This window comes from Methylobacterium sp. WCS2018Hpa-22 (assembly GCF_031843785.1).
Lineage (GTDB): Bacteria > Pseudomonadota > Alphaproteobacteria > Rhizobiales > Beijerinckiaceae > Methylobacterium.
In genome coordinates this window covers 85,713-110,320 of the sequence record NZ_JAVTJA010000016.1, presented here as the reverse complement: position 1 = coordinate 110,320, position 24,608 = coordinate 85,713, and the positions used below count along the sequence as shown (strand labels likewise).

General features: G+C 66.1%; 21 protein-coding genes and 1 other RNA gene. 8 read left to right on the top strand and 14 right to left on the bottom strand.

All coding sequences use genetic code 11. The features are described 5' to 3' along the window. Window positions 1–277: 277 nt before the first annotated feature. The 4 genes from paoC to ssrA all read right to left on the bottom strand — a co-directional run bounded on the left by paoC (window position 278) and on the right by ssrA (window position 4,767). A complete protein-coding gene (gene paoC / locus RQI43_RS20120; protein WP_311276367.1) occupies window positions 278–2,485 on the bottom strand; it encodes an aldehyde oxidoreductase molybdenum-binding subunit PaoC in 2,208 nt (735 codons plus the stop codon). 3 nt (window positions 2,486–2,488) lie between these two features. After that, window positions 2,489–3,439: a xanthine dehydrogenase family protein subunit M gene (locus RQI43_RS20115; RefSeq protein ID WP_311276366.1), complete on the bottom strand. Its 951-nt coding sequence runs from the start codon at window positions 3,437–3,439 to the stop codon at window positions 2,489–2,491. Continuing rightward, on the bottom strand, window positions 3,436–4,071 hold the full coding sequence (paoA, locus tag RQI43_RS20110; RefSeq protein ID WP_311276365.1) for an aldehyde dehydrogenase iron-sulfur subunit PaoA: 636 nt from the start codon (window positions 4,069–4,071) through the stop codon (window positions 3,436–3,438). Before paoA ends, RQI43_RS20115 begins: the two co-directional genes overlap by 4 nt. A gap of 368 nt (window positions 4,072–4,439) precedes the next feature. Continuing rightward, window positions 4,440–4,767, bottom strand: a transfer-messenger RNA (tmRNA) gene (ssrA, locus tag RQI43_RS20105). 154 nt (window positions 4,768–4,921) lie between these two features. Between ssrA and RQI43_RS20100 the strand changes: the two genes are divergently transcribed. Next, the gene (locus tag RQI43_RS20100) at window positions 4,922–5,491 is read left to right on the top strand and encodes a peptidase S14 (protein ID WP_311276364.1); all 570 of its coding nucleotides are present in this window, start codon (window positions 4,922–4,924) and stop codon (window positions 5,489–5,491) included. Between the two features lie 133 nt (window positions 5,492–5,624). Here the strand turns inward: RQI43_RS20100 and RQI43_RS20095 are convergent, their stop codons facing one another. Both RQI43_RS20095 and RQI43_RS20090 read right to left on the bottom strand, forming a co-directional pair. After that, the gene (locus RQI43_RS20095) at window positions 5,625–8,384 is read right to left on the bottom strand and encodes a molybdopterin cofactor-binding domain-containing protein (RefSeq protein WP_311276363.1); all 2,760 of its coding nucleotides are present in this window, start codon (window positions 8,382–8,384) and stop codon (window positions 5,625–5,627) included. Beyond that, window positions 8,381–9,208, bottom strand: coding sequence for an FAD binding domain-containing protein (locus tag RQI43_RS20090; protein ID WP_311276362.1), 828 nt, complete (start codon window positions 9,206–9,208; stop codon window positions 8,381–8,383). Before RQI43_RS20090 ends, RQI43_RS20095 begins: the two co-directional genes overlap by 4 nt. 233 nt (window positions 9,209–9,441) lie before the next feature. On the opposite strand from RQI43_RS20090, the gene RQI43_RS20085 reads away from it, so the two are divergent. Continuing rightward, complete coding sequence (locus RQI43_RS20085; RefSeq protein ID WP_311276361.1) at window positions 9,442–10,305, top strand: DUF6925 family protein; 864 nt, start codon at window positions 9,442–9,444, stop codon at window positions 10,303–10,305. Window positions 10,306–10,336: 31 nt separating this feature from the next. Here the strand turns inward: RQI43_RS20085 and RQI43_RS20080 are convergent, their stop codons facing one another. From RQI43_RS20080 to RQI43_RS20065, 4 genes are read right to left on the bottom strand one after another with little or no spacing between them, the layout of a single operon-like run. Then, complete coding sequence (locus RQI43_RS20080) at window positions 10,337–11,185, bottom strand: alpha/beta hydrolase (RefSeq protein WP_311276360.1); 849 nt, start codon at window positions 11,183–11,185, stop codon at window positions 10,337–10,339. Then, a complete protein-coding gene (locus tag RQI43_RS20075; protein ID WP_311276359.1) occupies window positions 11,182–11,961 on the bottom strand; it encodes an ABC transporter ATP-binding protein in 780 nt (259 codons plus the stop codon). Before RQI43_RS20075 ends, RQI43_RS20080 begins: the two co-directional genes overlap by 4 nt. Next, entirely contained in the window at window positions 11,954–12,799 is an 846-nt protein-coding gene (locus RQI43_RS20070; RefSeq protein ID WP_311276358.1) for an ABC transporter permease, read from the bottom strand. Before RQI43_RS20070 ends, RQI43_RS20075 begins: the two co-directional genes overlap by 8 nt. Next, window positions 12,796–13,743 carry an NrtA/SsuA/CpmA family ABC transporter substrate-binding protein gene (locus RQI43_RS20065; RefSeq protein ID WP_311276357.1) on the bottom strand — a complete coding sequence of 316 codons (948 nt, stop codon included), beginning with the start codon at window positions 13,741–13,743 and terminating at the stop codon, window positions 12,796–12,798. Before RQI43_RS20065 ends, RQI43_RS20070 begins: the two co-directional genes overlap by 4 nt. Before the next feature lie 405 nt (window positions 13,744–14,148). On the opposite strand from RQI43_RS20065, the gene RQI43_RS20060 reads away from it, so the two are divergent. The 3 genes from RQI43_RS20060 to RQI43_RS20050 all read left to right on the top strand — a co-directional run bounded on the left by RQI43_RS20060 (window position 14,149) and on the right by RQI43_RS20050 (window position 17,107). Next, window positions 14,149–15,051, top strand: coding sequence for a LysR family transcriptional regulator (locus RQI43_RS20060; RefSeq protein ID WP_207411728.1), 903 nt, complete (start codon window positions 14,149–14,151; stop codon window positions 15,049–15,051). Between the two features lie 464 nt (window positions 15,052–15,515). Then, complete coding sequence (locus RQI43_RS20055) at window positions 15,516–16,262, top strand: PIG-L family deacetylase (protein ID WP_311276356.1); 747 nt, start codon at window positions 15,516–15,518, stop codon at window positions 16,260–16,262. Beyond that, complete coding sequence (locus RQI43_RS20050; protein WP_311276355.1) at window positions 16,259–17,107, top strand: galactosyltransferase-related protein; 849 nt, start codon at window positions 16,259–16,261, stop codon at window positions 17,105–17,107. The genes RQI43_RS20055 and RQI43_RS20050 overlap by 4 nt, the downstream gene beginning before the upstream one ends. A gap of 208 nt (window positions 17,108–17,315) precedes the next feature. Here the strand turns inward: RQI43_RS20050 and RQI43_RS20045 are convergent, their stop codons facing one another. The 4 genes from RQI43_RS20045 to RQI43_RS20030 all read right to left on the bottom strand — a co-directional run bounded on the left by RQI43_RS20045 (window position 17,316) and on the right by RQI43_RS20030 (window position 21,201). Then, window positions 17,316–18,392, bottom strand: coding sequence for a glycosyltransferase (locus RQI43_RS20045; protein ID WP_311276354.1), 1,077 nt, complete (start codon window positions 18,390–18,392; stop codon window positions 17,316–17,318). Next, on the bottom strand, window positions 18,389–19,504 hold the full coding sequence (locus tag RQI43_RS20040; protein WP_311276353.1) for a glycosyltransferase: 1,116 nt from the start codon (window positions 19,502–19,504) through the stop codon (window positions 18,389–18,391). The genes RQI43_RS20045 and RQI43_RS20040 overlap by 4 nt, the downstream gene beginning before the upstream one ends. Further along, window positions 19,497–20,606: a glycosyltransferase family 4 protein gene (locus RQI43_RS20035; RefSeq protein ID WP_056425992.1), complete on the bottom strand. Its 1,110-nt coding sequence runs from the start codon at window positions 20,604–20,606 to the stop codon at window positions 19,497–19,499. Before RQI43_RS20035 ends, RQI43_RS20040 begins: the two co-directional genes overlap by 8 nt. Before the next feature lie 208 nt (window positions 20,607–20,814). After that, entirely contained in the window at window positions 20,815–21,201 is a 387-nt protein-coding gene (locus RQI43_RS20030) for a tautomerase family protein (protein ID WP_311276352.1), read from the bottom strand. 114 nt (window positions 21,202–21,315) lie between these two features. On the opposite strand from RQI43_RS20030, the gene RQI43_RS20025 reads away from it, so the two are divergent. The 3 genes from RQI43_RS20025 to RQI43_RS20015 all read left to right on the top strand — a co-directional run bounded on the left by RQI43_RS20025 (window position 21,316) and on the right by RQI43_RS20015 (window position 24,568). Then, window positions 21,316–22,218, top strand: a complete 903-nt coding sequence (locus RQI43_RS20025; protein WP_311276351.1) for a LysR substrate-binding domain-containing protein — start codon at window positions 21,316–21,318, stop codon at window positions 22,216–22,218. 7 nt (window positions 22,219–22,225) lie between these two features. After that, window positions 22,226–22,738, top strand: a complete 513-nt coding sequence (locus tag RQI43_RS20020; RefSeq protein WP_311276350.1) for a hypothetical protein — start codon at window positions 22,226–22,228, stop codon at window positions 22,736–22,738. Window positions 22,739–23,074: 336 nt separating this feature from the next. Then, entirely contained in the window at window positions 23,075–24,568 is a 1,494-nt protein-coding gene (locus RQI43_RS20015; RefSeq protein WP_311276349.1) for an HWE histidine kinase domain-containing protein, read from the top strand. Window positions 24,569–24,608 lie beyond the last annotated feature (40 nt).

Genomic DNA, 24,608 nt, shown 5'->3' with positions numbered 1-24,608 from the left:
ACACAACAGCCGCCCGCCGAACCGAAGTCCCCGCTGGCCGCCGCCGATGAACAGGCTTCTAGACCCACCCCTCACTCTCGTCAATGCCAAAATGACAGGACACTGAAACTTTCGCGACAATCCCATGAAACAAGGACATGGCAAGGCTCGATAACGCTCTGCTAATTCTGGGAAAATTGCTCCCGAGCGCAGCTCGCCGGCTGGGCCGCCGGCTTACGTCGGCGCGCCTTGTCATTGAGTGAGACGAAGGCGCGCGGATCGCACGCCTTCGAGAGCGCTACGCAGCGTCGGGCATTTGGTCGATGAGCTTGTCCAGCGTGACCGGATAATCCCGGACCCGTATGCCGGTTGCGTTGTACACCGCGTTTGCCACCGCCGCGGCGACACCGCAGATCCCGAGTTCGCCAACGCCTTTGGCTTTCATCGGCGAGGAGATCGGATCGGTCTCATCCAGGAAAACCACCTCCTGGTGCGGTATGTCGGCATGGACCGGTACTTCGTAACCCGCGAGGTCGTGGTTGACGAAGAAACCGCGCCGTGTGTCGACGGCGAGTTCCTCCATCAGCGCCGCACCGACGCCCATCGTCATACCGCCGATGACCTGGCTCCTCGCCGATTTCGGATTGAGGATACGCCCTGCGGCGCAGACCGCGAGCATGCGTCTGACCCGGATCTCGGCAGTGCTCGTATCGACACCGACCTCTACGAAATGGGCTCCGAACGTCGATTGCTGATAGGTCTTCGAGAGATCGCCACCAAACTCGATCGTATCCTCGGCGACGAGCTCCCCATCTTTCGCCGCATCCGCGAGGGGCACCGAACGGTTTCCGGAGCGGACATATCCATCCGCGAATACGGCATCGTCCGAGTTGACGCCAAGCGCCCGTGCGACCGCCTCGCGCAGCTTGACGCAGGCGGCGTACACGCCCGAGGTCGAAGAGTTCGCGCCGAACTGGCCACCAGAGCCCGAAGAGACTGGGAAGGCCGAATCTCCAAGTCGAACCACGACTTTGTCGAGGGTCAATCCCATCATCTCGGCGGCCGTCTGGCCGATGATCGTGTAACTGCCGGTGCCGATATCGGTCATATCGGTCTCGACAGTCACGACGCCTCGATCGTCGAGGCGAACACGCGCGCCGGACTTGACGTTGATGTTGTTGCGGAATGCGGAAGCGACACCCATCCCGACGAGCCAGCGTCCTTCGTGGACCTGACCTGGCTTCGCGATCCGCTTGTCCCACCCGAACTTTGCAGCACCCTGGCGCAGGCATTCGACGAGGCTGCGCTGGGAGAACCGGCGCTCGGGCTTCTCGGGATCGACCTGCGTGTCGTTGCGAATACGGAACTCCACCGGATCGATCCCGATGCGCTCGGCCATCTCGTCCATGGCGATCTCGAGCACCATCAGGCCTGGAGCCTCACCGGGCGCGCGCATGGAATTGCCCTCCGGCAAATCGAGCATGGCGAGGCGGGTCTGGGTCATGCGGTTGGCGCCGCCATAGAGCAGGCGGGTCTGCTGCACCGCAGCCTCCGGCTTGCCGCCGGGCAAGTTGCCGGACCAGCTTTCGTGGCCGATCGCCGTGATCGTCCCGTCCGGCGTCGCGCCGAGCCGGATACGCTGAATCGTAGCGGGGCGGTGAACCGTGTTGTTGAACGTAAGCGGCCGCGTCAGGGCGACCTTCACCGGTCGCTTGGCGGCTCGCGCGCCCAAGGCGGCCATCACAGCCTCCGAACGCAGGAACAGCTTGCCGCCGAACCCGCCGCCCACGAAGGGGGAGATGAGGCGGACCTTCTCCTTCGGCATACGCAGGGTCAGAGCGAGGTCCCGCGTTCCCCAATCGATCATCTGGTTCGAGGTCCAGACGGTGAGGCTGTCGCCGTCCCAGGAGGCGATGGAGGCATGCGGTTCCATCATCGCATGAGCATGGTCGGGTGTCGTGTAGGTAGCATCGAGCTGGATGGGCGCCGCCGAGAAAGCCCCCTCGAAATCACCGATCGATGTATCAGAGGGCGCGCTCGCGAGCTTCTCCGGCTTCCCGGTGTCCTTCACCGCCGCAAGATCGAAGGCGCCCTCGGTCTCGGTGTAGTCCACCCGCACGAGCGCTGCGGCTGCGCGCGCCTGCTCGAAGGTTTCGGCCACCACCAGTGCTACGGCTTGATGGTAATGCTCGATCTCCGGGCCACCCAGAAGCTTGGCGGCGTTGAGCTTGCCCTTGTCGAGGGGGCCGGCATTCTCAGCGGTAACGATAGCCAGGATACCGGGTGCCGCCTTGGCAGCGCTCAGATCCATCGCATTGATCCGCCCTTTTGCGATGGTCGCGCCGATGACATAGCCATAGGCTGCCTTCGACTTCGGATCGTACCAATCGTAGGCGTATTGCGCCCTGCCCGTCGTCTTGAACGGACCGTCGATCCGGTCCGTGGGCTTGCCCACCACCTTCAGTTCGTCAATCGGGTTCCGACCCGCGGGAGTGTCGAACTTCATGGTTCAGGCCCTCGCTTCGGTCAGGACGGCGCCAAGTGCGCGCTCGGTCAGCTTCAGTTTGTAGGCATTGTCGTCAGTCGGCCTCGCATCCGCGAACAGACGGTCCGTCACGGCCTTCGCTCCCTTCGGAAGCTCCGCTTCGGCGGCCTCGTCACGCCAGGGCTTCGGAGCGACACCACCGATTGCCACGCGCCCGCTTCCGTCGCGCTGGATAACGGCCGCCACGGAGACCAAAGCGAACGCGTATGAGGCGCGGTCCCTGACCTTGCGGTAGATATGCGTCCCCGCCACCGGCTTGGGGAGCGTGACAGCGGTGATGAGTTCGCCGGGCTGCAGGCTCGTCTCGATCTGCGGCGTGTCTCCCGGATTGCGATGAAACGCGGCGATGGGGATCGTCCGGGTAACTCCCTCACCGTTCACCGTCTCGACATGAGCGTCGAGGACCCGCATGGCCACGGCCATGTCGCCGGGATGCGTGGCGATACAGGCTTCACTGGCACCGACCACTGCCAGCTGGCGGCTGATACCGCCGATGGCGGAGCAACCGCTTCCAGGCTGGCGCTTGTTGCAGGGCTGCGCAGTGTCATAAAAGTAGGGGCAGCGGGTTCGCTGAAGCAGATTGCCGGCCGTGGTCGCCTTGTTCCGTAACTGGCCCGAGGCACCGGACAGAAGAGCCCGGCTCAGCACGGCGTAACTGCGCCGCACCCGCATGTCGGCCGCCAGATCGGTGTTGCGCACCAAGGCACCGATCCGTAAGCCCCCCTCCTCCGTCGGCTCGATCGTATCGAGAGCCAAGCCGTTGACGTCGACGAGGTGGGTGGGCGTCTCCACCTGTAATTTCATCAAGTCCAGGAGGTTGGTGCCGCCGGCGATGAACTTCGCGCCGGGGACGCGCGTGATGGACGCAGCGGCTTCGGCCGGTGATGTTGCCCGCTCATACGTAAAAGACTTCATGCCTGCCTCCCCGCAACTTCGGACATGGCATCGACGATGTTGGAGTAAGCACCGCAGCGGCAGATGTTGCCGCTCATACGCTCGCGGATCTCGTCAGTGGTGAATGAAGCGGTCGCGGTGAGATCAGCGGCGACATGACTTGGGATGCCAGCCTTGATCTCATCGAGGACCGCAATGCCTGAGCAGATCTGGCCCGGCGTACAGAAGCCGCATTGGTAACCGTCATGCTTGATGAAGGCTGCCTGCATCGGATGTAGCTCGTCAGGCTTCCCCAGCCCTTCGATGGTGGTCACGGTATCGCCCTGGTGCATCACCGCGAGAGTCAGGCAGGAATTGATGCGCCGACCGTCGACGATCATCGTGCACGCCCCGCATTGGCCATGGTCGCACCCTTTTTTGGCACCCGTCAGGTGAAGATGCTCGCGCACGGCGTCGAGGAGGGTCGTGCGGGTATCGATATCGATCTCGTGTGCCGTTCCGTTCACGGTCAGCGAGACCTTTGACATGACAGGGCCGGACGCGTCACCGGAAGCAGCCCAGGCGGAGGAGGGGCAAGCAACAGCGACCGCACAGGCTGATGCTCCCGCCATCAAATCGCGCCTGTTGAGTTCGAGGTCTTCAGTGCCATGCATGGCGTTCTCCGAACCTGAGCCATAGACATTGGAATCCGTTGCGTCGTGTCGCGGTAGTCTTGGCGGAGCTTCGACCAGCCACCGGCAAACGCTCGACGTCCAGGGGCTTTCCCTAATGATGCGAACTAGCGCAGGCAGATCGGTCAGCAATGCTTTGGAAGAGTTCCAGATGCCGAATGTGCGTACGCACACACGGCCTGCTCATGCCCCCGCCCAGCTGGCAATGTCATCAGATGCCGGAGGATCTGGCGATGAAGTCTCACATGAAAATTTCGTGCCAGTAATAAACGACGATCCAACCGAAACCGGCGGTGCCGCGGCTGCCACATATCCAATGAATCCATGAGAAAAGTGGGTCCCGGGGCCGAAGCCCCGGGTTCTGTTTCGACGGTTACCCTACCGCAAGATGCTTACGCCGCGAGGCGGGCATCCATGACAACGTTATCGTTGGCATTTAGAGTTTTGGCCAAATACTTGGAACAGGGGTTACCTGCGCCAAACCGGTCGAGTCCTTACCGACGCTCTCGCGATCCCTTTACCGCCCAGTCGATCCTATTTCGCCCCCATCAGAAACGCATCACGATGCGCTTTTGGTGGAGGCGCCGGAGTACTGCCCTCCGGGTCCTGAAACGTTATTACGAACCGGTCATCAAACGCAGGCTGGATATAGGCTCGATGGGCCGAAAAGTCCAGATCCGTCCCCGGGCCGTGAGGACGTGCTTCGCCGTCCTGGCCGTGATTTTTCGTCGTCATCGCAACCGCGGACGAGGTTAGGTCTTCTGATCCGATACGAGACGGGCATGAGTCCTGCGGGAGGAAGCTCTCCGCGCAACCCGGCCAAGGATCGACAATGGACGCTTCGCCTCTTTCCGCCCCCGATTTCAAGGCTCCCGCCATCTTGCTGTCGGGCCCGGTCGATCATGACATGTACAAGGATTTCCGTCGCCAGTTCGACGCTGCCTGCGAGCGCGATCTGGTGGTGGTCGAACTCACGACTCTGGGTGGCGACCCCGAAGTAGCCCGTATGATGGGCGAAGACATCCGCTTCGCCAGCGAGGTCACGCCTCACCGTCGCCTCGTCTTCCTCGGAAAGGCCGCGATCTACTCCGCCGGGACGACCCTGATGAGCTTCTTCGCCCGCCCCAACCGCTATCTCACGCGGGGGACACGGCTTATGATTCATGAACGCAAAATGGCCAAGACCCTCGAGATCCACGGCCCGCTGACCACATGCATTGCCAGCCTGAAGGCGACCCTGCACGAGATCGAGACCTCCATCGAGATTCAGAACGAGGGTTTCGCCAACCTCGTCGCCGGCTCGAACGTCACCCTTGACGAGGTCATCGAGAAGGCATCGTACAATTGGTACATCGAAGCTGACGAAGCCAAGCGCCTTGGGCTGATCGAAACGGTCCTCTGAACGCTTCCCGCCGAAGTGGATACCGCTTTGGCCAGGAGAAACGCAGCACGGAAACAGTCAACAGCTGCACCCGACGCAATGTGGTGAGATGCAGCTTCCTTAATCGATACAAAATCCGCGGCAAAGGCCGAGCTCATACCGAGCCGTCACGACGCTCTACCGCTTCCATGACCGACAAGTAGATACGGTCCGGCGCGAACGGAGTCGCGGTGAGCCGCGCACCCGTAGCGTCGCGGATGGCATTGGCGAGCGCCGGAGCAACCGGGTTGAACGGGCTCTCGCTCATGGATTTCGCGCCGAGCGGGCCAATGCTGTCGTAGGTGTCGGCAAAAATGACCTTGGTGCGGGGTACATCTGCAAAGGCGGGGATGTGATAGTTACGGAACGTCTGCGTGACCACACGCCCCTCGTCATCGATGCGCACCGCCTCGTACAAAGCCGCGCCGATCGCCTGAGCTACGCCTCCCTCGATCTGGCCACGGCATTGCATCGGGTTAATCACCCGGCCGGCATCGGCGGCATGCAAGCTGTCGAGGATGCGCACTTCGCCGCTCGACCGGTGCACTGCGACCCGGAAACCCTGGACGTTGAAGGCGACGGAGCGCGGCGACCCATCCGCCTTGCCCCTGCGCGCGATCGGTCCATCCGAAAGGAGGTCCGAGAAACCAATTTCCCCCAACGGGCTCGAAATGCCGTCGCGGTGCAGACGGTATTGATCGGGAGCCTCCCCTCCCCTCTCGGCGGCAGCCTCGCGGAGGCCCTGCGCCAGAGCGAGTGCGGCCTTCAACGTCGCCTGCCCGGCCACCACGATACCGGTCGATCCATAAGCCCCGGTGTCATGGGAGATGCGGTCGGTGTCACCGTGGCAAAGGGAGATACGGTCCGGGATCGTACCGAGGGCCGAGGCCGCGATCTGCGCATGAACCGTGGTCGTCCCGTTGCCGAACTCGGCGGTGCCGACATCAAGAGCATAGGTCCCGTCCGCGCGAAGCGCGATCCGTGCTTCTGAGAAATGCCCACGAGGCGGGATCGTGTCGATCATCGCCAGGGCCATCCCCGTGCCGACGAGCCAATCGGCGGAAGGAATGTCTGCCGGGGCGAGTTCGCGCATGGCAGCTGCAACGAGATCGAGGCACTGATCGAGGCCGTAGCTTCCGTATTCCACGTCGTGCGGTTCGAGGCTGTTCGACACCATCGGATCGCCGGGCCGCACGACGTTGCGGCGGCGCATCTCGAACGGGTCGAGGCCAAGGCCACGGGCCAGTTCATCCATGGCCGATTCCACCGCGAAGATGGTCTGGCTCAAGCCATAGCCCCGAAACGCGCCGCTCGGCAGAGTATGCGTATAGACCGCATATCCGTCGACACGCTTGTTGGGGCAGCGATAGACGCCGATCACCTCGTTGCAGCCGTGATGGATCACGCCGCCGGCATGGTTGCCGTAGGCACCGGTATTGGAGACCACATTCAGCGCGATCGCCGTCAGGGTGCCGTCCCGGCGAGCCCCCATCTTCACGGTCACCCGCATCGGGTGGCGTGTGGTGGTGGCGCTGAACTGCTCCTGACGCGTCAGTTCCCATTTGACCGGCCGACCTGTGGCGAGAACGGCGAGTGCCACGAGATCTTCAGTCAACATCTCCTGCTTGCCGCCGAAGCCGCCGCCGACCCGGCCACAGAGCACCCGCACCGAATCCCGCTCTAGCTCGAGGAGGTCGGCCAGCGCATCGCGGGTGAGGAACGGCGTCTGGGTACTGGAGCGGATGACGAGGCGGCCCTGCTCATCGCGCCAGCCGAGAGCCCCATGGGTCTCGAGATGGGCATGCTGCACGCGCTGGGCGTGATAGCTCGCCTCGTGGATGAGATCCGCCTCCGCGAAACCCGCCGCGACGTCGCCGACCTCGCCATGCACCTCCGCGGCAAGGTTGGGATGAGAGAGACGCGGCGGCGCATCCTCACCCGCCCGGTCGGCGCTGTCATGGACCAGGGGTGAGCCCGGTCGCATGGCCTCGTCCGGATCGAGCACCGCATCGCGGATTTGGTAATCGACGAGGAGCGCCGCGCAACCGGCCTCCGCCGCTTCCTCGCTGATGGCCACGACGGCCGCGACCCGCTGGCCGATGAAACGCAGGATCGGATCGAGAATCCGCGTATCCGCCGCGTCGTCGAGGGGATTTTCATGCCGCCCAGTGGAGAAGCTCTTCGCCGGAACATCCTCATGGGTGAAGATGGCCACCACACCCGGTATGGCCAGAGCAGCTGCCTTATCGATCCGCGAGATCCGTGCATGAGCATGGGGTGAACGCAGAACCTTCATATGGAGCAGGTCGGGCACCGCCAGATCGAAGGTGAAGGCGGCATCGCCCGAGACGATCCCCTGCCCCGCCGGGGCCGGGATGCTGCGCCCGCAGGGATCGCCACCTTCCCCCCCGAGGCGTTCGACGCGCGCCACCCCCGCGACGGCGTCGGCGATGGCGCCATACCCGGTACAGCGGCAGAGATTGCCCTTCAAAGCGGTGGCGAGATCGCTCCTTTGACCCTGGTCCAGGACCGATGCGGTCATGATCATGCCGGGGGTACAGAAGCCGCACTGGTACCCCTGGGCATCGACGAAAGCCTGCTGCATCGGGTGTAATCCCGCGGTCTCACCGAGTTCCGGCTTGCAGGACCCCGCCAGCCCTTCGATCGTGGTGACGCGGCGCCCCTCGGCGCGGAAGGCGGGCAGCAGGCAGCTATGGACCGGTTCGCCGTCGAGATGGACCGTGCAGGCGCCGCAATCCCCGGCATCGCACCCCTTCTTGACGCCGAACCAGCCGAGTTCGCGCAACATCGTGCGCAGACATTGGCCAGGCCGTGGCGATGCATCCTGCTCCTGGCCGTTGACGTGCAGGATCATGCCCGAATCTCGTTCTCGAATTCGCGCCTGACCTCTTCGGCGAGGCTGAAGGTCATGTGCCGGCGCCAATCCGGCGCGCCGTGAACGTCGTCATGATACATTGCCATCGGCACCGCCTCGGTAATGGCAGCGATGAGCGCTGCCTCATCCGGCAGCGCGTGGAAGACTAGACGCAGCGGGCGACGCGTCGCGGCCGTGATGGTCAGAGCGAAAGAACCGCTTCGGTCCAGGGTACCGATCAAGAGGGCACCGGAACGTCCATTGGGGCTCAGGGAGATCTGGCGAAAGGCAGTCCGGCGTTCCAGCGCGGCCACGGGGAGATCGACGCGCCGAAGGATCTCCCCGGGCGCCAGGGCATTGCATTGCGCGCCGACGATGAGGTCGACGATGGCGACCTCACGGTCCGCCCCCTCGGGCGTCCAGACGAGGCATGTGCCCTCCAGGGCAGTGGCGAGCGCGATCATCGGCGCGGCCGGCAGCGCGAGACAGATGTTGCCTCCCACGGTGGCCATGTTCCAGATCTTGAACGATCCGAGCAGCGCCCGGCAGCATTGCGCGACGAGCGGCGACGCGCGCCAGGAGACCGGCAGGTCGAGGCGGAACAGGTCGGCAATGGTGCAGGTCGCGGCGATGGAAAGGCCACGCTCACTCACCTCATGCGCTTGCCAGCCGAGTCGGGAAAGGTCGACGAGCCGGCGCGTGTGCGGCTGAGGCTCAGAGAACAGCCACGTCCCACCGGCCAACCACGCATCACCGTCCTGCCAATCGGCCAAGTCGAGGCGATTCCTCGGCGTGGCGACGGCGCCGACTGAATTCAGGTCCATCCTCGAAATCCATGAATGATCGGGCCGAGAGACTGCCCGGTCGAGACGACGATGGGAAGCGTCCGGCGAGGGCGAACGCATTGGGTCCGCAGCAATTTCAGTGCCGCCTGTGATCGCACCTCGCGCACGACGCTTCGCCCCGGTAATCTGCTGCGATGGAGCTTGTCACAGACGCGTTTCACACACCAAAGCGCCCACCGGGCGCAGCCTCCAGGAGAGCCGTTGCTGACCTGATGAGGAAGGCGCTCGACGATTCCTCTACGAGTTGGAGTTTAGGCAGTTTCGGCGCGGTCGCGAGCTTCCTTCGGGATGCGACTGAGGAAGCACGGCCGCTGACGGACGCACGGGTGGGTCTGACCACGGCACGGGGAGCCATCGCCCTCGACCCAGACGCCGACTGTCGTCCCGTGGCTTACGAAACCGGCTTCGCCTTCGGCTGGAGCCATGCCGTGGCCCTGTGCCTGCCCGATCATGCCTGCGCCATGAATAGACGGTCGGTCATCACCGAACTCGGCCCCGATCATCATGCAGCAAACCCCGAAGATCGCGATGGCATCCTGTTCGATCTCGGTCTGAGCTTACTCGCTGTCGATGCCTGTATCCGGACGAACGATCCAAGCACGATCGCGTTGCTGAGGAGCTCCGTCGGAAAAGGTCTCTTCGGAGCCGACGATACCGTTGCCGCGCAGCTCGTCGCCGCCGGTCCTCATCGCGTCTTCGTCACGCGGATCGGGCGGATCGAGGTGTTCTCGCCCATCCGCATCGAGGCGGGATTGGCTCCGATCGGCCCGAGGACCCATCTGGTGCCGAACATCCTGCGCCTCGGCCGGACCCATCCCGCCACGGCTCCGATCCCGCCTGGCTGGGTGCCCTGCGGCGCGATCCACCCGCCTCATCCGTGCAGGGACAGTGCCGGCGGGAGAATTCCCTTTCGGCGTGAGCGACACGAGGCTTTTCAAGCCTTGCTGGCGCGCTGGGGCGAGCCGGACCTGCTCGCAGCGAAGAAGGCGGAAGCCGTCGTCGGACGCCATGCGAGGAGCGCGCGGCGGGCGGGCGAGGCTCAGGAGGCGTGCCTGCGCGGCGAAAATTCGGTGTGATGGACTGGGCTTAGGCACGGCGGGAGGCGCGCTACGGGTCCTTCCCGGCCAGCTCCACGGCGAGGGCCGTCAGCGCGCCGTCGGGGCGGATCAGCTCGTCGAGGATCGAGAAATGGTCGTGGCCGGGCAGTTCGGTGAAGCGTGACGCGTTCCCGCGCGACCGCCACGCGCGGTCGTAATCAGCGGAATGCCGCCGCAATTCGGGCAATTCGTTCGATCCGCACACGATGGCGAGGGGCTTTTCCGAATGCGGCACCTGCCGGATCGGCGAGAGCGTCTCGATTTCCGTCTCGGTCAGGTGCAGGCGGTCGTCGAGCTCGGTGTGCCGGATCGGCTCCAGATCGAACACACCGCTGATAGCGAGGCCCGCATCGACCTCGGGCCACGCCATGGCAAGCGCCGCGAGATGCCCGCCCGCCGACCAGCCCGAGACGACGAGGCGACGGCGCCCCCTCCCCTCCTCCAGACCGCGCAGGACAACGAGCGCCGCCCGGATCTCGGCGGCGATCTCGGTGAGGCTGGCATCGGGCGCCAGGGTATATCCCACCAAGCCCACATCGAGACCGTGATGCAACGGCCCTTCGGCCATGCAGGCGAAATCCTGGCGCGTATTCCTGATCCAGTAGCCGCCATGGATGAAGACGAGGAGCGGCGCATCCTCCGCCCCGCTCCGGAACAGGTCGATCCGGTTCCGCTCGGCCGGCCCATAGGCAAGGTCGAGCGTGTGGGGGTGGAGCGCGCGAAACGCGGCGCTCCGGGCACGCCAACCGGACAGTCGCGCGGCAGAATCGGCGACGGCGCGGGTGTTGTCGTAGGCGCGGCTCAGGGTCTCGCGGTCCATCCGGCGCCAGTCGCCGGATCGCGACGCCGCGCCGCTCATGCGGCCACGGGGGCGTGGTGGCTGTGGAGCTGGGCCGAGAGCATCCGGCGCACATCGTTGAAGGCCGGGCTCGCCACGTCCCGGCGGCGGGCGAGGTCGATGGTGTGGATCGCGTCGATCCGGCCGGGGCTCGGGGACATGACCACGACACGGTCAGCGAGGAAGATCGCCTCCTCGATGGCATGGGTCACGAACAGCACCGTCAACCCGGTGCGGCTCCACAGGTCGAGGAGCTCGTCCTGCAGCCGCTCGCGGGTCATGGCGTCGAGCGCTCCGAAGGGCTCGTCCATGAGGACGATTTCGGCATCGTTCGCCAGTACACGCGCGATGGCGACCCGCTGCTTCATGCCCCCGGAGAGCTGGTGCGGAAAGGCGTCGGCGAAGCGCTGTAGCCCGACGAGGGCGATGTAGCGCTCCACCGTATCGCGGATTTCCGCCGCCGGCCGGCCACGCGATTTCAGGCCGAAGCCGATATTGTCCCGCACGGTGAGCCAGGGGAACAGGCCGTAATCCTGAAACACCATGCCCCGGCTCGGGCTGGGACCCTCGATGGGCTTGCCCCACATCAGCGCCTCGCCGCCGGTGGCCGTCTCGAACCCGGCGACGATGCGGAGCAAGGTGGACTTGCCGCAGCCCGAAGCACCGAGCAGGCAGATGAACTCGCCCTTGGCCACGGTGAGGTTGGCGCCGCTGAGAGCCTGTACCGTGCGGCCCTGGACGGCGAAGGATTTCGACACGCCGCGAATGTCGAGGATCGGCACGGTGGGCTCAGCCATGTGAGGGGCTCCAGGCGAGGAGGCGCTGGCCGATCAGCATCACGGCCCGGTCGCAGACGAAGCCGGCGACGCCGATCACGATCATGCCGCAGATCACGATCTCGGTGCGCGAGAGTTGCCGGGCCTCCATGATGATCGCGCCGAGGCCGGTGGGAACGCCGGTCATCTCGCCGACGACGATCACCACCCAGGCGAAGCCGAGGCCGAGGCGCAGACCGGTGAAGATCGAGGGAAGTGCCGCCGGCAGCACCACGCGGGCGAACTGCGCCGAACCCCGGCAGCCGAGCATGGCGGCGGCCTCGAACAGACGCGGCTCGACAGAGCGGACCCCGAAGATGGTGTTGACGAGGATCGGGTAGAACGCGCCGAGGAAGACGAGGAAATAGGCCGAGCGCGGACCCAGGCCGAACAGGATCATCGCCAGCGGAAGCCAGGCGGTCACCGGCACCGGGCGCAGGATCTGCAGGGTCGGGTCGAGGAGCTGACGCATGAGCGGAACCCGGCCGATGAGCAGGCCGAGGGGGACCGCCGCCAGGGCAGCGAGACCGAACCCGCCGAAGACGCGGGTGAGCGAGGCGGTGAGATGCGTGAGCAGCGTGCCGCTGAAGGCATCCCCCTCCGGTCCGCCGATGGCGAGATCCACCATCGCCGTCCAGACCTCAGAGGGCGGCGGAATCAGGCTGTAGGGTTTGCCGACCGTGAGCAGATGCCAGGCAATGCCCATCGCCACCGGCAGCGTGAGCGCGAGCAACGCCTGCTTGAGGCTCGCGAAGCTCGGAAGCGCGCGGCGGGTCGCTACCTCCGCCACCGCCGGCGCGGAAACGGCCGGCGCGCTCACGAATCCCTCATTGCATCGACGAAGCGGGTATCGATGAAGCTGGAGAAGTCGGGCAGGCGCTTGATCTGCCGGGCCGCCAGCATGTGCTCGGAATAGGCCTTGGCCTGCTTCACTTCGGTCTCGCCGAGCTTCCACTTGAATTCGACATTGGGGACGGAGAGCTCGATGGCCTCCCGCTTTTGGCCGAGCTTCTGCACCGCCATCGCCACGGTGGCGTCGCGATTCCCTTGCGCGAAATCCGACCCCTTGCGGTGGATCTCCAGCATGGTCTTCACCACCTCCGGCCGCTCGGCCAGCGTGTCGCGATGGGCGCCGAACACCATGTTGAGGGAGCCCATCTCGGTGCCGTAGGGATACTCGACCAGTGTGCCGATTCCCGTGGAGAGGCTGACGCCGGGGGCGGGCTCCGCGCCGACATAGGCGTCGACGTCACCGCGTGCGAGGGCGATGTGCATCTCGCTGAAGGAGATGCGGACCGGCGTGATGTCCTTCACGCTCACGCCCTCCATGCGCATGCGCTCCAGGGCGAAGACCTCCTGGGTCGAGCCGGGCCAGATCGCCACGCGCTTGCCCCTGAGGTCGGCGACCTTCTGGATGCCCGACCCGGTCTTGGCGATGATGGCCATGCCGCGATTGCAGGTGGAGGCGATGACGACGATGGGCTCACCGGCCGCGGCGCCCAGGGTGCCGGCGGCGATCCCGAACGTTCCGAAATCCACCGATTTCGTCACCACCGCGTTCTTGCACTCGGTGGGACTCTCGAACGGGATCACCTCCACGGTGACGCCGGGCGGCGCGAACTGGGCGTAGAAATACGGCGCGATGGAATGGATCAGCTTCAGCGATCCCATCCGGATCACGATGGGCGTCTCGGCCCGCAGCACCGACGGTGCGGCGACGAGGCCGGCCCCGAGGCCGGCGAGGAAGGTGCGACGACGAATCATCTGAGCCGGCTCCGACATGATGTGAACCCGGAGAGGGTATGTCGGGAGGCCGTTGCAAACGAGTGCTGGTTATCGACGATGGTGTTGCGGAATTCGCAACACCTGGCGTAGGGCGGAGCTCTCATCTTATGCGCCGGAGGACTTCGGTTTTTGGCAAAGTCTCGCTCGACACAGCCCAGGAAGTTTGGCCCCCACCGTCATTCCGGGTCGCCGAAGGCGAGCCCGGAATCCAGAATCGCCGCGGCTGCTACGTCGAGCAGACGTAGCGGCTCTGGATTACACGCTTGCGCGCGCCCTTCGGGTCCGGGCGCCGCTACGCAGCCTCGGAATGACGGAGGCGTGTTCACGTACAGGGGAAACCGAAGCCCTATGTCCTCTTGAGGTGCTTGCCATAAAGCTTTTGCCATGAAGCATCTGCGCACCCTGACCTACGTTTCCGAGGTGGCGCGGCGGGGCTCGATCCGCCGGGCGGCGGAGGCGCTGAACATCGCGCCCTCGGCGCTCACGCGGCAGATCCAGGATCTCGAATACGAGTTGGGGACGCCGATCTTCGAGCGGCTGGCGCAGGGCATGCGGCTCAACGCGGCCGGCGAGTTGCTGGTGCGCCATATCCGGGATCAGGTGTCGGACATGGAGCGGGTCCGCTCGCAGATCGCCGACCTGTCCGGCGTGCGGCGCGGACATGTGGCGCTGGCCTGCAGCCAGGCTTTCGTGAACCAGATCGTGCCGGACGAGGTCCGGGCCTACCGGGCGCGCTTTCCCCTCGTCTCGTTCACGGTCCAGGTGCGCGACCATGCCCAGGCGGTGGCGGCCCTCGTCTCCTTCGAGGCCGACCTCGCCCTCGTGCTGCAGCCGCCGCCCTCGGTCGATCTCCACGCTTTGTTCACCTGCCGGCAGACGCTCTGCGTGGTGATGCGCGCCTCGCACCCCCTGGCCCAGGAGGAAGGGCCCGTCCGGCTGCGCGAATGCCTCACCCATCCGCTCGCCCTGCCCGACCGGTCGCTGGCGATCCGCCATCATCTCGACGATGCGCTGGCGCGCCGGGGAACGCCGTTTCGCCCCGCCGTCGAATCGAGTTCGCTGGAATTCCTGCGCAACCTCGCCCTGCGCGAGGATGTGGTGAGCCTGCAGGTGCCGAGCGGCATCCCCAATGACCAGCGCCTCGTCAGCCGGCCCATCGACGAGCGCGACCTCTCTCCCATGACCCTGATTCTCGGCCAGCTGCGCGGGCGGATGCTGCCCGTGGCCGCCGCGAAATTCGCCGACGGCCTCGCCGCGAGCCTCAACGACCGCTACGGCGCGGCGTGACTTGTTCAGGCGGCATTCCGGTTCGTACTCTATACAGACGGCGTCATTGCCGAGAGACCGTCCAAACCATCCCCCCTCATCCGGAGGTGCCGCGCAGCGGCCTCGAAGCTCGAAGGAGGCCTCCAGAGACCTTCGCGCGAACTGGAACCCTCCTTCGAGGCCTTCGCTCCGCTACGGCACCTCACGATGAGGGTTACCGGATTCACACATCTGCTCGAAGGCTGTTCGCTCCATCCAAGAGGGTTCGACATGAGGCGCGACGGGCTCCCTCTCCTGGAAGGAGAGGGTTGGGGTGAGGTGTGGTCCATCTTCGGAAAACTCACACACCTCACCCTGTCCCTCTCCTTCCAGGAGAGGGGACCCGCGCGGCCCGCGACATGTGCGAATGCCGTTGAGATGAGGGGAAGGGTCGGGACAATCATGGCGATGGCGCTGCCATCCTTTCACAGGGACTAATCGCTTCCATGCATGCCGACGCCTTTCTCACCGCCGCCGAGAATCTCCCCGTGGCGGATCTCGATGCCCTCACCGATGGTGGCGGGCTCGTCGTCGTCGCTCCGCATCCGGATGACGAGAGCCTCGGATGCGGCGGCCTGATCGCCGAGGCCTGCGCGCGCGGACGCGACGTGCGGCTCGTCATCGTCAGCGACGGCTGCGGCTCGCACACCCATTCCGCCCTCTATCCGCCGCTCCGCCTGCGGGCGCTGCGCGAGGAGGAGACGCTGGAAGCGGTGGCGGCGCTCGGCCTCGCTCCCGCCAACGTCACGTTCCTGCGCCTGCCCGATGCGGGGGTGCCGAGCCGCGGCCCCGAAGCGCAGGCGGCGGCGGATGTGGTGGCGTCCGTGGCCAAAGAGAGCGGGGCCGGCGCGGTCTGCGTGACCTGGGCGCACGATCCCCATTGCGATCATCAGGCGGCGGCCGCCATCGTGAGGCTCGCCCAGCCGAAGCTCGGCGCGACGAAGGCCTTCGCCTATCCGGTCTGGGGCTGGACCCTGCCGCAGGGCACGGAAGTCGGCGGTCCTCCGTCGGGCTACCGCGTCGATGTCAGCGCGCATGTGGCGGCCAAAGCACGGGCCGTGGCGGCGCATCGTTCGCAGACCACCGACCTCATCTCCGACGACCCGACGGGTTTTCGCCTCGCGCCGGAGATGATCGCGCGCTTCCTCGGCCCCTACGAGATCTTCGTCTCCATGCCGGCGGACGCTGCGTGAGCGCCACCATCATCACCCTGAACAAGGGCCGCGACGCGCATCTGGCGCGCCTTCTCGAAGGGCTCGGCCGGGGAACGCATCCGGCCGAATGCATCGTGGTGGAGATGGGGGCGAACCCCGCCCCCCTCCCCGATCACGGTTTTCCCATCCGCCGCATCGACTTGCCGAGCGGAGGTCTGCCGCTCGCCCGGGCCCGCAACGCCGGACGCCGCGCGGCTTGCGGCGATCATCTGATCTTCCTCGATGTGGATTGCATTCCCTCGGGCGATCTCGTCGCGAGCCTCGACGCGGATCTCGGCCAAGCCGACGGGCTGATCTGCTGCGAGGTGAGCTACCTGCCGGCGCGGGCCGTCGACGATGGCTGGACCGAGGCGGGGTTGCGCGCGTCGGGCCATACCCATCCGGTGCGGAGCTTCCCGGCTGCAGGCCTTGCCCGTACCGACAATCCCGGCCTGTTCTGGTCCCTCGCCTTCGGTGTCCGGGCCACGACCTTCGACCGGATCGGCGGGTTCGACGAAGCCTTCGACGGCTACGGCGCCGAGGATACCGACCTCGCCTTCCGGGCCGATGCCGCCGGCATCCCGATCCTGTTCAGCGCGGGCGGCCACGCCTTCCACCAGTATCACGGGGCCTTCGACCCGCCGCTCCAGCATCTTTCCGACATCATCGCCAACGCCACCCGCTTCCATGCCCGGCACGGACTCTGGCCCATGGACGGCTGGCTCGATGCCTTCGCGCGGTTGGGCTTGCTGCCGCCGAATTGGCACGAGGCCCCGACGATCCTGCGCATGCCGACCGCGGACGAGATGGAAGCCGCGCGGGTGCCGCTGGACCGGCCATTTTAGGTATTGGTGTAGAACCGCTGGCGGCTTTGCTTTCAGACGTGGAGGGCTGGTTCATCCCACCCTTCACCTTATCCTAATGCGCCGGAGCGTAGCGGAGGCTTTGAGGGAGCCCTCCAGTGGCCGATGCGGTCCCTGGAAGCCTCCTTCGAGGCCGCTCCGCGGCGCCTCAGGGTGAGGCGGAGGATTGGACCAACACCTCAAACAGGCATTAAATCCGAGGCGTGCGACGCCGCTCGATTCCCTGAATCACATCCTCGATGATCGCGACCGTGCGGCCGATGGCGTCGGCTTGAACCAGCCCGCCGATCACCGCCGGATCGAGCGCGAGGCCCGCTTGAATCAAAGCCGGCCAGTCCGAGGCGTCGGGCCATTCCATGCGGACGATGGCCGCGCCGAGTTTCGCCAAAGCCTCCGCTTTCGCCGTCTGCTCGTCGAAGGCGCGGGGTTCCGGCAGGCAGAGGAAGCGCTTGGCCCGCGTGGCCACCGCCGCGACGACGCCGTCGCCGCCGCCGCCGACCACCAGGGCGGCGCGGTCAAGATAGGGGCCGGTCTCGGCGACCCAGCCATGGAGATGCAGGTTCGGCGGGAGATCGGCGGTCGGTGACTCCACCGGGCCGAGAACGTGCCAGTGCCGGTCGGGAACGGCACGCGCGGCGGCCGCGAGGTCGGAGACCGAGCCGCCGGCCCCGCCTCGCCCGTAGATCACCGCAATGGAGCCGTCTTCCGACGCGCCAGCCTTGGGGGCATCGGCCAGGAAGCCGGCATAGAGGGTCTTCGCCCGCACCCAGTCCGGCGTTCCGGCGGTCTCGATCGCGGGCGGGTTGAAGGCGAGGAGGCGCTCCGCCGAGCGGAAGCCTTCGAGATGCGGCGTGTCGGTGCGGTTTCCGGCCAGCCTCACCACGAGGGTCGGCACCGAGAGGAGACGCGCGAGGAGCGTCACCTCCACCGACACGTCGACGATGAGCAGGGCCGGATCGTGCTCGGCCATCCAGGCGGCGAGCATCCCCATCCGGGCGCGGATGCGATCGATCCCCACAGGGACATAATGAAAGCAGCCCGGCCGGATCGCCTCGCCGTCCTGGCCGTCGAAGCCGGTGAGGCGGTCGTCGGGCAAATCTAGGATCGCCCCGTTGGCACGCGAGGTGTCGATCTCGGCAAATGTGCCGATGAGGGTCACGGGCCGGTCCAGGCGAGCGGCGATGAGGTTCGCCCGCTGCCAGTGACCGGCACCCTGATGGTGGACGTAGTAGCCGACGGGACGCCGGCGCGCCGCCGCCTCGCTCACGCGACGCGCGCCGTACGCCTGTCGATCAGCCGGGCGAGCAGGGCATCGAGCCCCGCGATGGCCTCGTCGAGGGGGACATGGGCCGGCTCCGGCCCGATCTCGCCGACCCGCTCTCCCACGCGCTCCGCGAAAGCGATGGCGTTGACGCAGGTCCCCGGTTGGATCGCGGCGATGTCCTCCGCCGATACGCCGAGCGCGCGCAAGCCGGCTTCCGGGCCGCCCTTGGCGCTCCAGGCGAGGCGGAACGCGCGCTGGCGCTCGATCACGGCGAGCCAGTGGCTGGCGGGCGGAAGGCGATACTCTTCCTCGCCGGCGACGACGCGGGCGCGGCGAGCCATCTCGGTGGCCATCCCGCCGGTGACCCGGCCGGTGCCGCGATCGGACACCGAGATCGAGACATGGGGGCAATGGCGGACGCGGCCACCCGCAAGGCGGACCTTGGCGACCAGCGCGTTGTCCTCGCCGCAAGGGATCGCGGGCAGCCCGCCGACTTCCCGGTAGAGCGCGGCGCGAAGCGCCAGGCTCGCCGCCACATGGTCGCCGTGGCGGGGCGCCGGATCGTGGGCCGGCGGATCGATGGCCTCTTCGAGGGCGCGCACCGCGACCCAGTATCGTTCGATCCGGCGATGGAGCGCGTGGATCTCCGGGTCCCGGTTCTCGCTCTCCTCCGTCTCGATGACGAGACGGCCGCCCACGAGTTCGGAATGTTCCAGGGCCGCCAGATTGGCGCGGGCCCAGCCGGGCGCGGCGACGGCGTCGGCGTCGGTGCTGAGAAGAACGGCATCCTCGACGCCGTCGGAATCCAGCCAGTCGGCCCCCGCATCCAGCGCCATCCGGCGCGCGGTGCCCACATGGGCCACCTCACGCGGCACCACCGCTTCGATCACCCGGAGATCGAGATGGCGCGTCTCGCCGTTGCGCTCCATCTCGCGGATCAGCGACACCGTTTCGTCGGTGCAGTTATTGGCCAGGATCACGACACGCAGCAGCGCGCCGTCTCCCGACCCTATCTGCCGGTCGAGGGAACGCACGAGGCGCGGCATCACCTCGGCTTCGTTGCGGGCGGGCACGCAGACGACGGCCCGGCCGAGGGAGAGCGGGTTGTTACGCATTGTCGAGAAGCGATGCGCGAGCGCCGGCCGGGACCGGACGGACGGAGACGGGGGTCGACCAGCGGCGGATTTCGGCATGGTACATCGCCTCGTAGCGGTCGGTCATGGTGTCGGCGTCGAAGAGGTGCTCGGCCCGGCGGCGGCAATCGTGCCGGTCGAGGCGGATGGCGCGGGCGAGTGCACGGCCGAGATCCACCGGATCGTCGGCGACGGCGAGAACGCCCGACGTCTCGTCCAGGATGTCGGGGATGGCGCCGCGCGCGAAGGCCGCGACCGGCGTGCCGCAGGCCAGGAACTCCGCCAGCACGAGGCCGAACGGTTCTTCCCAGCGCGGCGTGCACAGGGCCACATGCGCCTCGCCGACGCGGCGGGCGAGTTCGGCATGGCCGAGATGGCCGAGATAGGTGATGTCCGGGCCGAGGCGGGGCGCGATCTCGGCGTCCCAATAGGCGCGGTTGCTCTGCGGACCGGCGAATTTCAGGGGGATGCCGGCGACACGGGCGGCATCGATGGCCAGATGCGGCCCCTTCTCGGGGACGAGGCGTCCCATCCAGATCGCATGGGGCTCGCCCTTGGGGACGGGCGAATAGGCGAAGGCGTCGAGATCGATGCCGTTGCCGATCACCAGCGGCTCGTCGATGAGCGGCAGCCACTCGCGCGCCAGGGATTCCGAGACGGCGGCGAAGGTCATGTCGTCCGCCCGTGCCTTCACGCCGCGCACGAAGGGCTCGAAGGGCGGCGTGTGCAACGCCGTCACCATCGGCGCGCCGAGGTCGCGGGCGCGCAGCAACGGCAGGTAATGCAGGCTGTTGTTGTGGATGATGTCGAAGTCGCCGCGCGCCACATCCGCCACCATCGCCTCGTAGGCGGCGAGCTCGGCGCGGTCGATCCGCAGGGCGGATTCGTCGTCGACGGCGCTGCCGGTGGGCGGGCAGACCGCCTTCAGGCATCCGCGCGCATCCGACCCTTCGGAGGCGTAGAGCGTCACGCTGTGCCCGCGGGCACGCAGGGTGCTCGCGAGCAGATGCGTGTGCATCTCGAGCCCTCCCGAGAAGGGCTGGGCGATGGGATATTTGAGGTGGGCGAGGAGGGCGATCTTCACGGGGCTGCAGACATCACTTCTCGAGTGTCCTACGCCGCGAATGACGCGGCCGACGGACACTGGAATGCCCCCGCGGTCCCGTTCGACGCGACAGTAAGGCCGGCAAGGCCTCTACCGTGCTCATTTAGGATGACACAGGTGAACGTCGCCCGAACGAGGTCGGCAATATGCCGATTGTCCGAACCCGTACCATCCGGCCCACCGAATCTCAGCGTGCGAGCCGCCGGTGCTCCTGGGTCAGGCCGTCATAGCCCCAAGACTCGGCCGCGATTTCCTGGACCACCACATAGGTCGCCAGCGGCAACCCATCCCCCAGCACCCGATGCAGCAGGGCATTGGCCTCCGCGATGAAGCGGGCCTTCTGTTCGGTATCGTTGGTGCCCGCCGTCACGGCCGCCTGAATATGGGCGGCGCAGCCCAGCGGTCGGGCTGCCACCTGCCATCCCTGCAGCGGAACCTCCTCGACCAGCACCGACGTCAGGTCGGCGTTCTTGCCGAGCACCCCGGCCATCAGCTCCGTCACGCCGCGATGCAGGCTGTCGAACTGCTCCGCAGCGATGGCCGGACCGGCGATCTTCACATTCACGAATGGCATCAGGTCTTCCTCCCCTTCGGATCGCGGACGCTCCGCGATTGACGGTCGGATGGTGACCCCTCAAGATGGTTTGGAAAATCTCGTAATTCTGAAGCATCCGTTCGGAAAACTTCAATGGTCCTACCGGTCAACCTCGATATGGACGTGTTGCGGTCCTTCTTGGTCGGGATCGATCTCGGCAGCTTCGCCAAGGCCGCCTCGCGTCTCGGCCGTTCGCCTTCCGCGATCAGCCTGCAATTGCGCAAGCTCGAAGATCAGGTCGGCCAGCAACTCGTGCAGAAGCACGGGCGCGGGCTCGTCCTCACCGAGGCGGGCGAGATGATGCTGGGCTATGCCCGCAGGCTGCTCGACCTGAACGATGCCGCCGTGAGCGCCCTCGGCTCGCCAGCCCTCACGGGTAGCGTTCGCATCGGCCTGCCCCAGGATTTCGCCGAGACCTGGCTGCCGGAGACGCTCGGCCGTTTCGCGCACCTGCATCCCGGCGTCAGGATCGACGCCCATGTGGATCGAAACGCCATCCTGCGCCCTTGCCTGGAGGCCGGGGAGCTCGACCTCGCTCTTCTCTGGGACGAGGATCGCGTCGAGCGGGATGGCACCGTCATCGGAACCCTGCCGATGGCCTGGATCGGGCCACGCCACGGCATCGTGCATAGCGCGGACCGTCCACTCCCGCTGATCCTGTTCGGATCGCCCTGCATCTTCCGGCACGCGGCCCTCGAAGCGCTCGACGCGGCCTGTATTCCCTGGCGGATCTCGTTCAGCAGTCCGGGGCTCGCGGGCCTGTGGGCGGCTGTCTCGGCTGGGCTCGGCCTGACCGTGCGCACGCCCCATGGCCTGCCTGTCTCCCTCGAGGCGCTCGATCCCTTAAACGCGGGCCTGCCACCTCTGCCCTCCCTCTCGTTGCGGCTGCTCACGGCGCCGGCGGTGAAAAATCCAGCGGTAGAACGCCTGGCAAGTCTTCTGCGCGAGGTTCTGACCGATACGATAGACGTCAAGAACCACCAAATAACAGCATGATTCGACTATGGTTTCGAGCCCTGAACCATTAATGGAGCCGGCTTTTGTGCGGCGCAAAACAATTCTCGAAACAACCGTCAGAGCGCTGCAGGAAATGGTGGCCGACGTTACGCATGACCTGCAATTTTGTCCTTATAAATGCGGGACAATCCGGAAAAATATTGGAACGAATGACGCATGCCATCCATTACGACATGAGAAATACTTCCTGGAGGAACAGATGCGACAGATTTCCAAGCTCATCGGCGCCGGCGCCATCGTGATGTTCAGCTCCGCCATGGCTCTTGCCGCTCCCTGTGCCACCGGATCCACGGCGGATGGGAAGGCGGCCATGAACGACAAGAGCTCGAAGGTCGATCCCGGCGCGACCGGCAATGTCAGCCCCGGCGCGAAGGCCGAGTCGCCCGGTACGGTCGGCGCCATGAACAATGTCGGTGCCAACACCGCGACCTCGGCCTCGGACGTCGCCAAGCAGCAGGACGGCAAGCCCACCGCGGCGGATGCCGCGAAAGGCTGCTGAACGCCCCTTCACCGATCGTCAGGACGCCCGCCCGGTTCGACCGCGGCGGGCGTTCCGCGTTCTGGGCAGCGTCCCGGCGTCTGAAAGGGTCGATTTCGTCAAAAAGCACCGCTTCAGCCAAAGGACCGGTGTTCTGTATGTAAACATACACAAATCAAGGCGAAATAACGGCCAGGGAACTCATCACGAAAGCGCTGTGAGATAAGTCGAGATGAAGCCTTGCTTAAGCTTAACTCACGCGTACAACGAATAATGTCCGAATCGCTTCATCGCGCACGGGTCGGATTCTAGGTCGAGGCAACGCGTGAGACATTGGACCATCCTGGGCGCCGTATCGTGATCCGGTTTTCCGAACAGGAGCGGATCGCCTCGGAGATCGCCCGCACCGTCGACGGACCGGACCCTTTCGCCGCGGCCCTCCGGGCCACGCGGATGCCGATGGTCATCGCCGACCCGAACCTGCCGGACATCCCCATCGTCTTCGTGAATGCCGCTTTCGAGCGCGCCACCGGCTACTCCCGCGACGAAATCCTCGGCCGGAACTGCCGGTTCCTTCAGGGCCCGAAGACCGATCCGGCGGCCGTTGCCCGCATTCGCGATGCCATCGACAGAGCCGTTCCGATCGAGATCGACCTGCTCAACCATCGCAAGAGCGGAGAGGTCTTCTGGAACCGCCTCCTCATCGCGCCAGTCTTCGATTCCCAACGCAAGGTGGCGTATTTCTTCGCCTCGCAATACGACGTGACCTTGGAGAAGGACCGTCTGGTCCGGTTGCAGAACGACCACGACGCGCTGGAGGCCGAGGTTGAGCGCCGCACCGTCGCGCTTCGCCGCAGCGAGACGAATCTGCGCTTCGCGCTCACCGCCGGCCAGATCGGCTCATGGAGCCTGGATCTCGTCGCGATGACGCTGGAGACGTCCGACCACTTCCGGGCGAATTTCGGTCGGGATCCCGATGAGCCGTTCAGCTACGGCGAGATGAGCGCCGCGATCCATCCCGGCGACCGCGAACGGATGAAGGCGCAGATGCGCCGATCCATCGAGCAGAACATCGATTACGATATCGAGTACCGGGTCGTCACGCCGTCCGGTGACCTGCGCTGGGTCCATATCCGCGGGCAGACCGTCTACCGTCCCGATGGAACGCCCGTCAGCATGGCCGGAGTCTCCCTCGACATCACCGCGCGCAAGCACGCGGAAGAGCATCGCTCGCTCCTCGCCGGCGAATTGACCCATCGGGTGAAGAACACCCTCACCCTGATCCAGTCGATCATCCGCCAGACCCTGCGAACCGCCCCCACCCTGGAGGAGGCGGGCCGGTCCCTCGAAGCCCGGGTGGTGTCGCTTGCCGCGGCGAACGATGTGCTGACCGAGGAGGCCTGGGACAGCGCCTCCATCGCCGACATCGCCGAACGCGCCCTCGCCCCGTTCCAGAGCAAGGGGCGGGAGCGCGTGCATGTCGAGGGCGGCGAGATCAGGCTGCCGCCGCGCGGTGCCCTGGCGCTCGCCATGGCGCTGCACGAACTCGCCACCAACGCGGTGAAATACGGGGCCCTGTCCAACGATACCGGCCTGGTCCGGCTGTCCTGGACCCTCCTCGACGACACGGCGTCCTTTTCCTTCCGCGTTCTCTGGCAGGAGACAGGCGGTCCTCCGGTGGCCGTGCCGACACGAAAGGGCTTCGGATCGCGGCTGATCGAGCGGGCTCTGGCACAGGAAATCGACGGCACGGCGAAGATCTCGTACCGGCCGGAGGGTATTCTCTTCGTGGCCGAAGGCATCCTGCCGGGACATCCGCAGGATGAGGGCGAGTCTCCGGGCTCCGCTTGACCCGCTGGTTCTGAAGCTCGAAGGAAGTCGCACGGCAAGC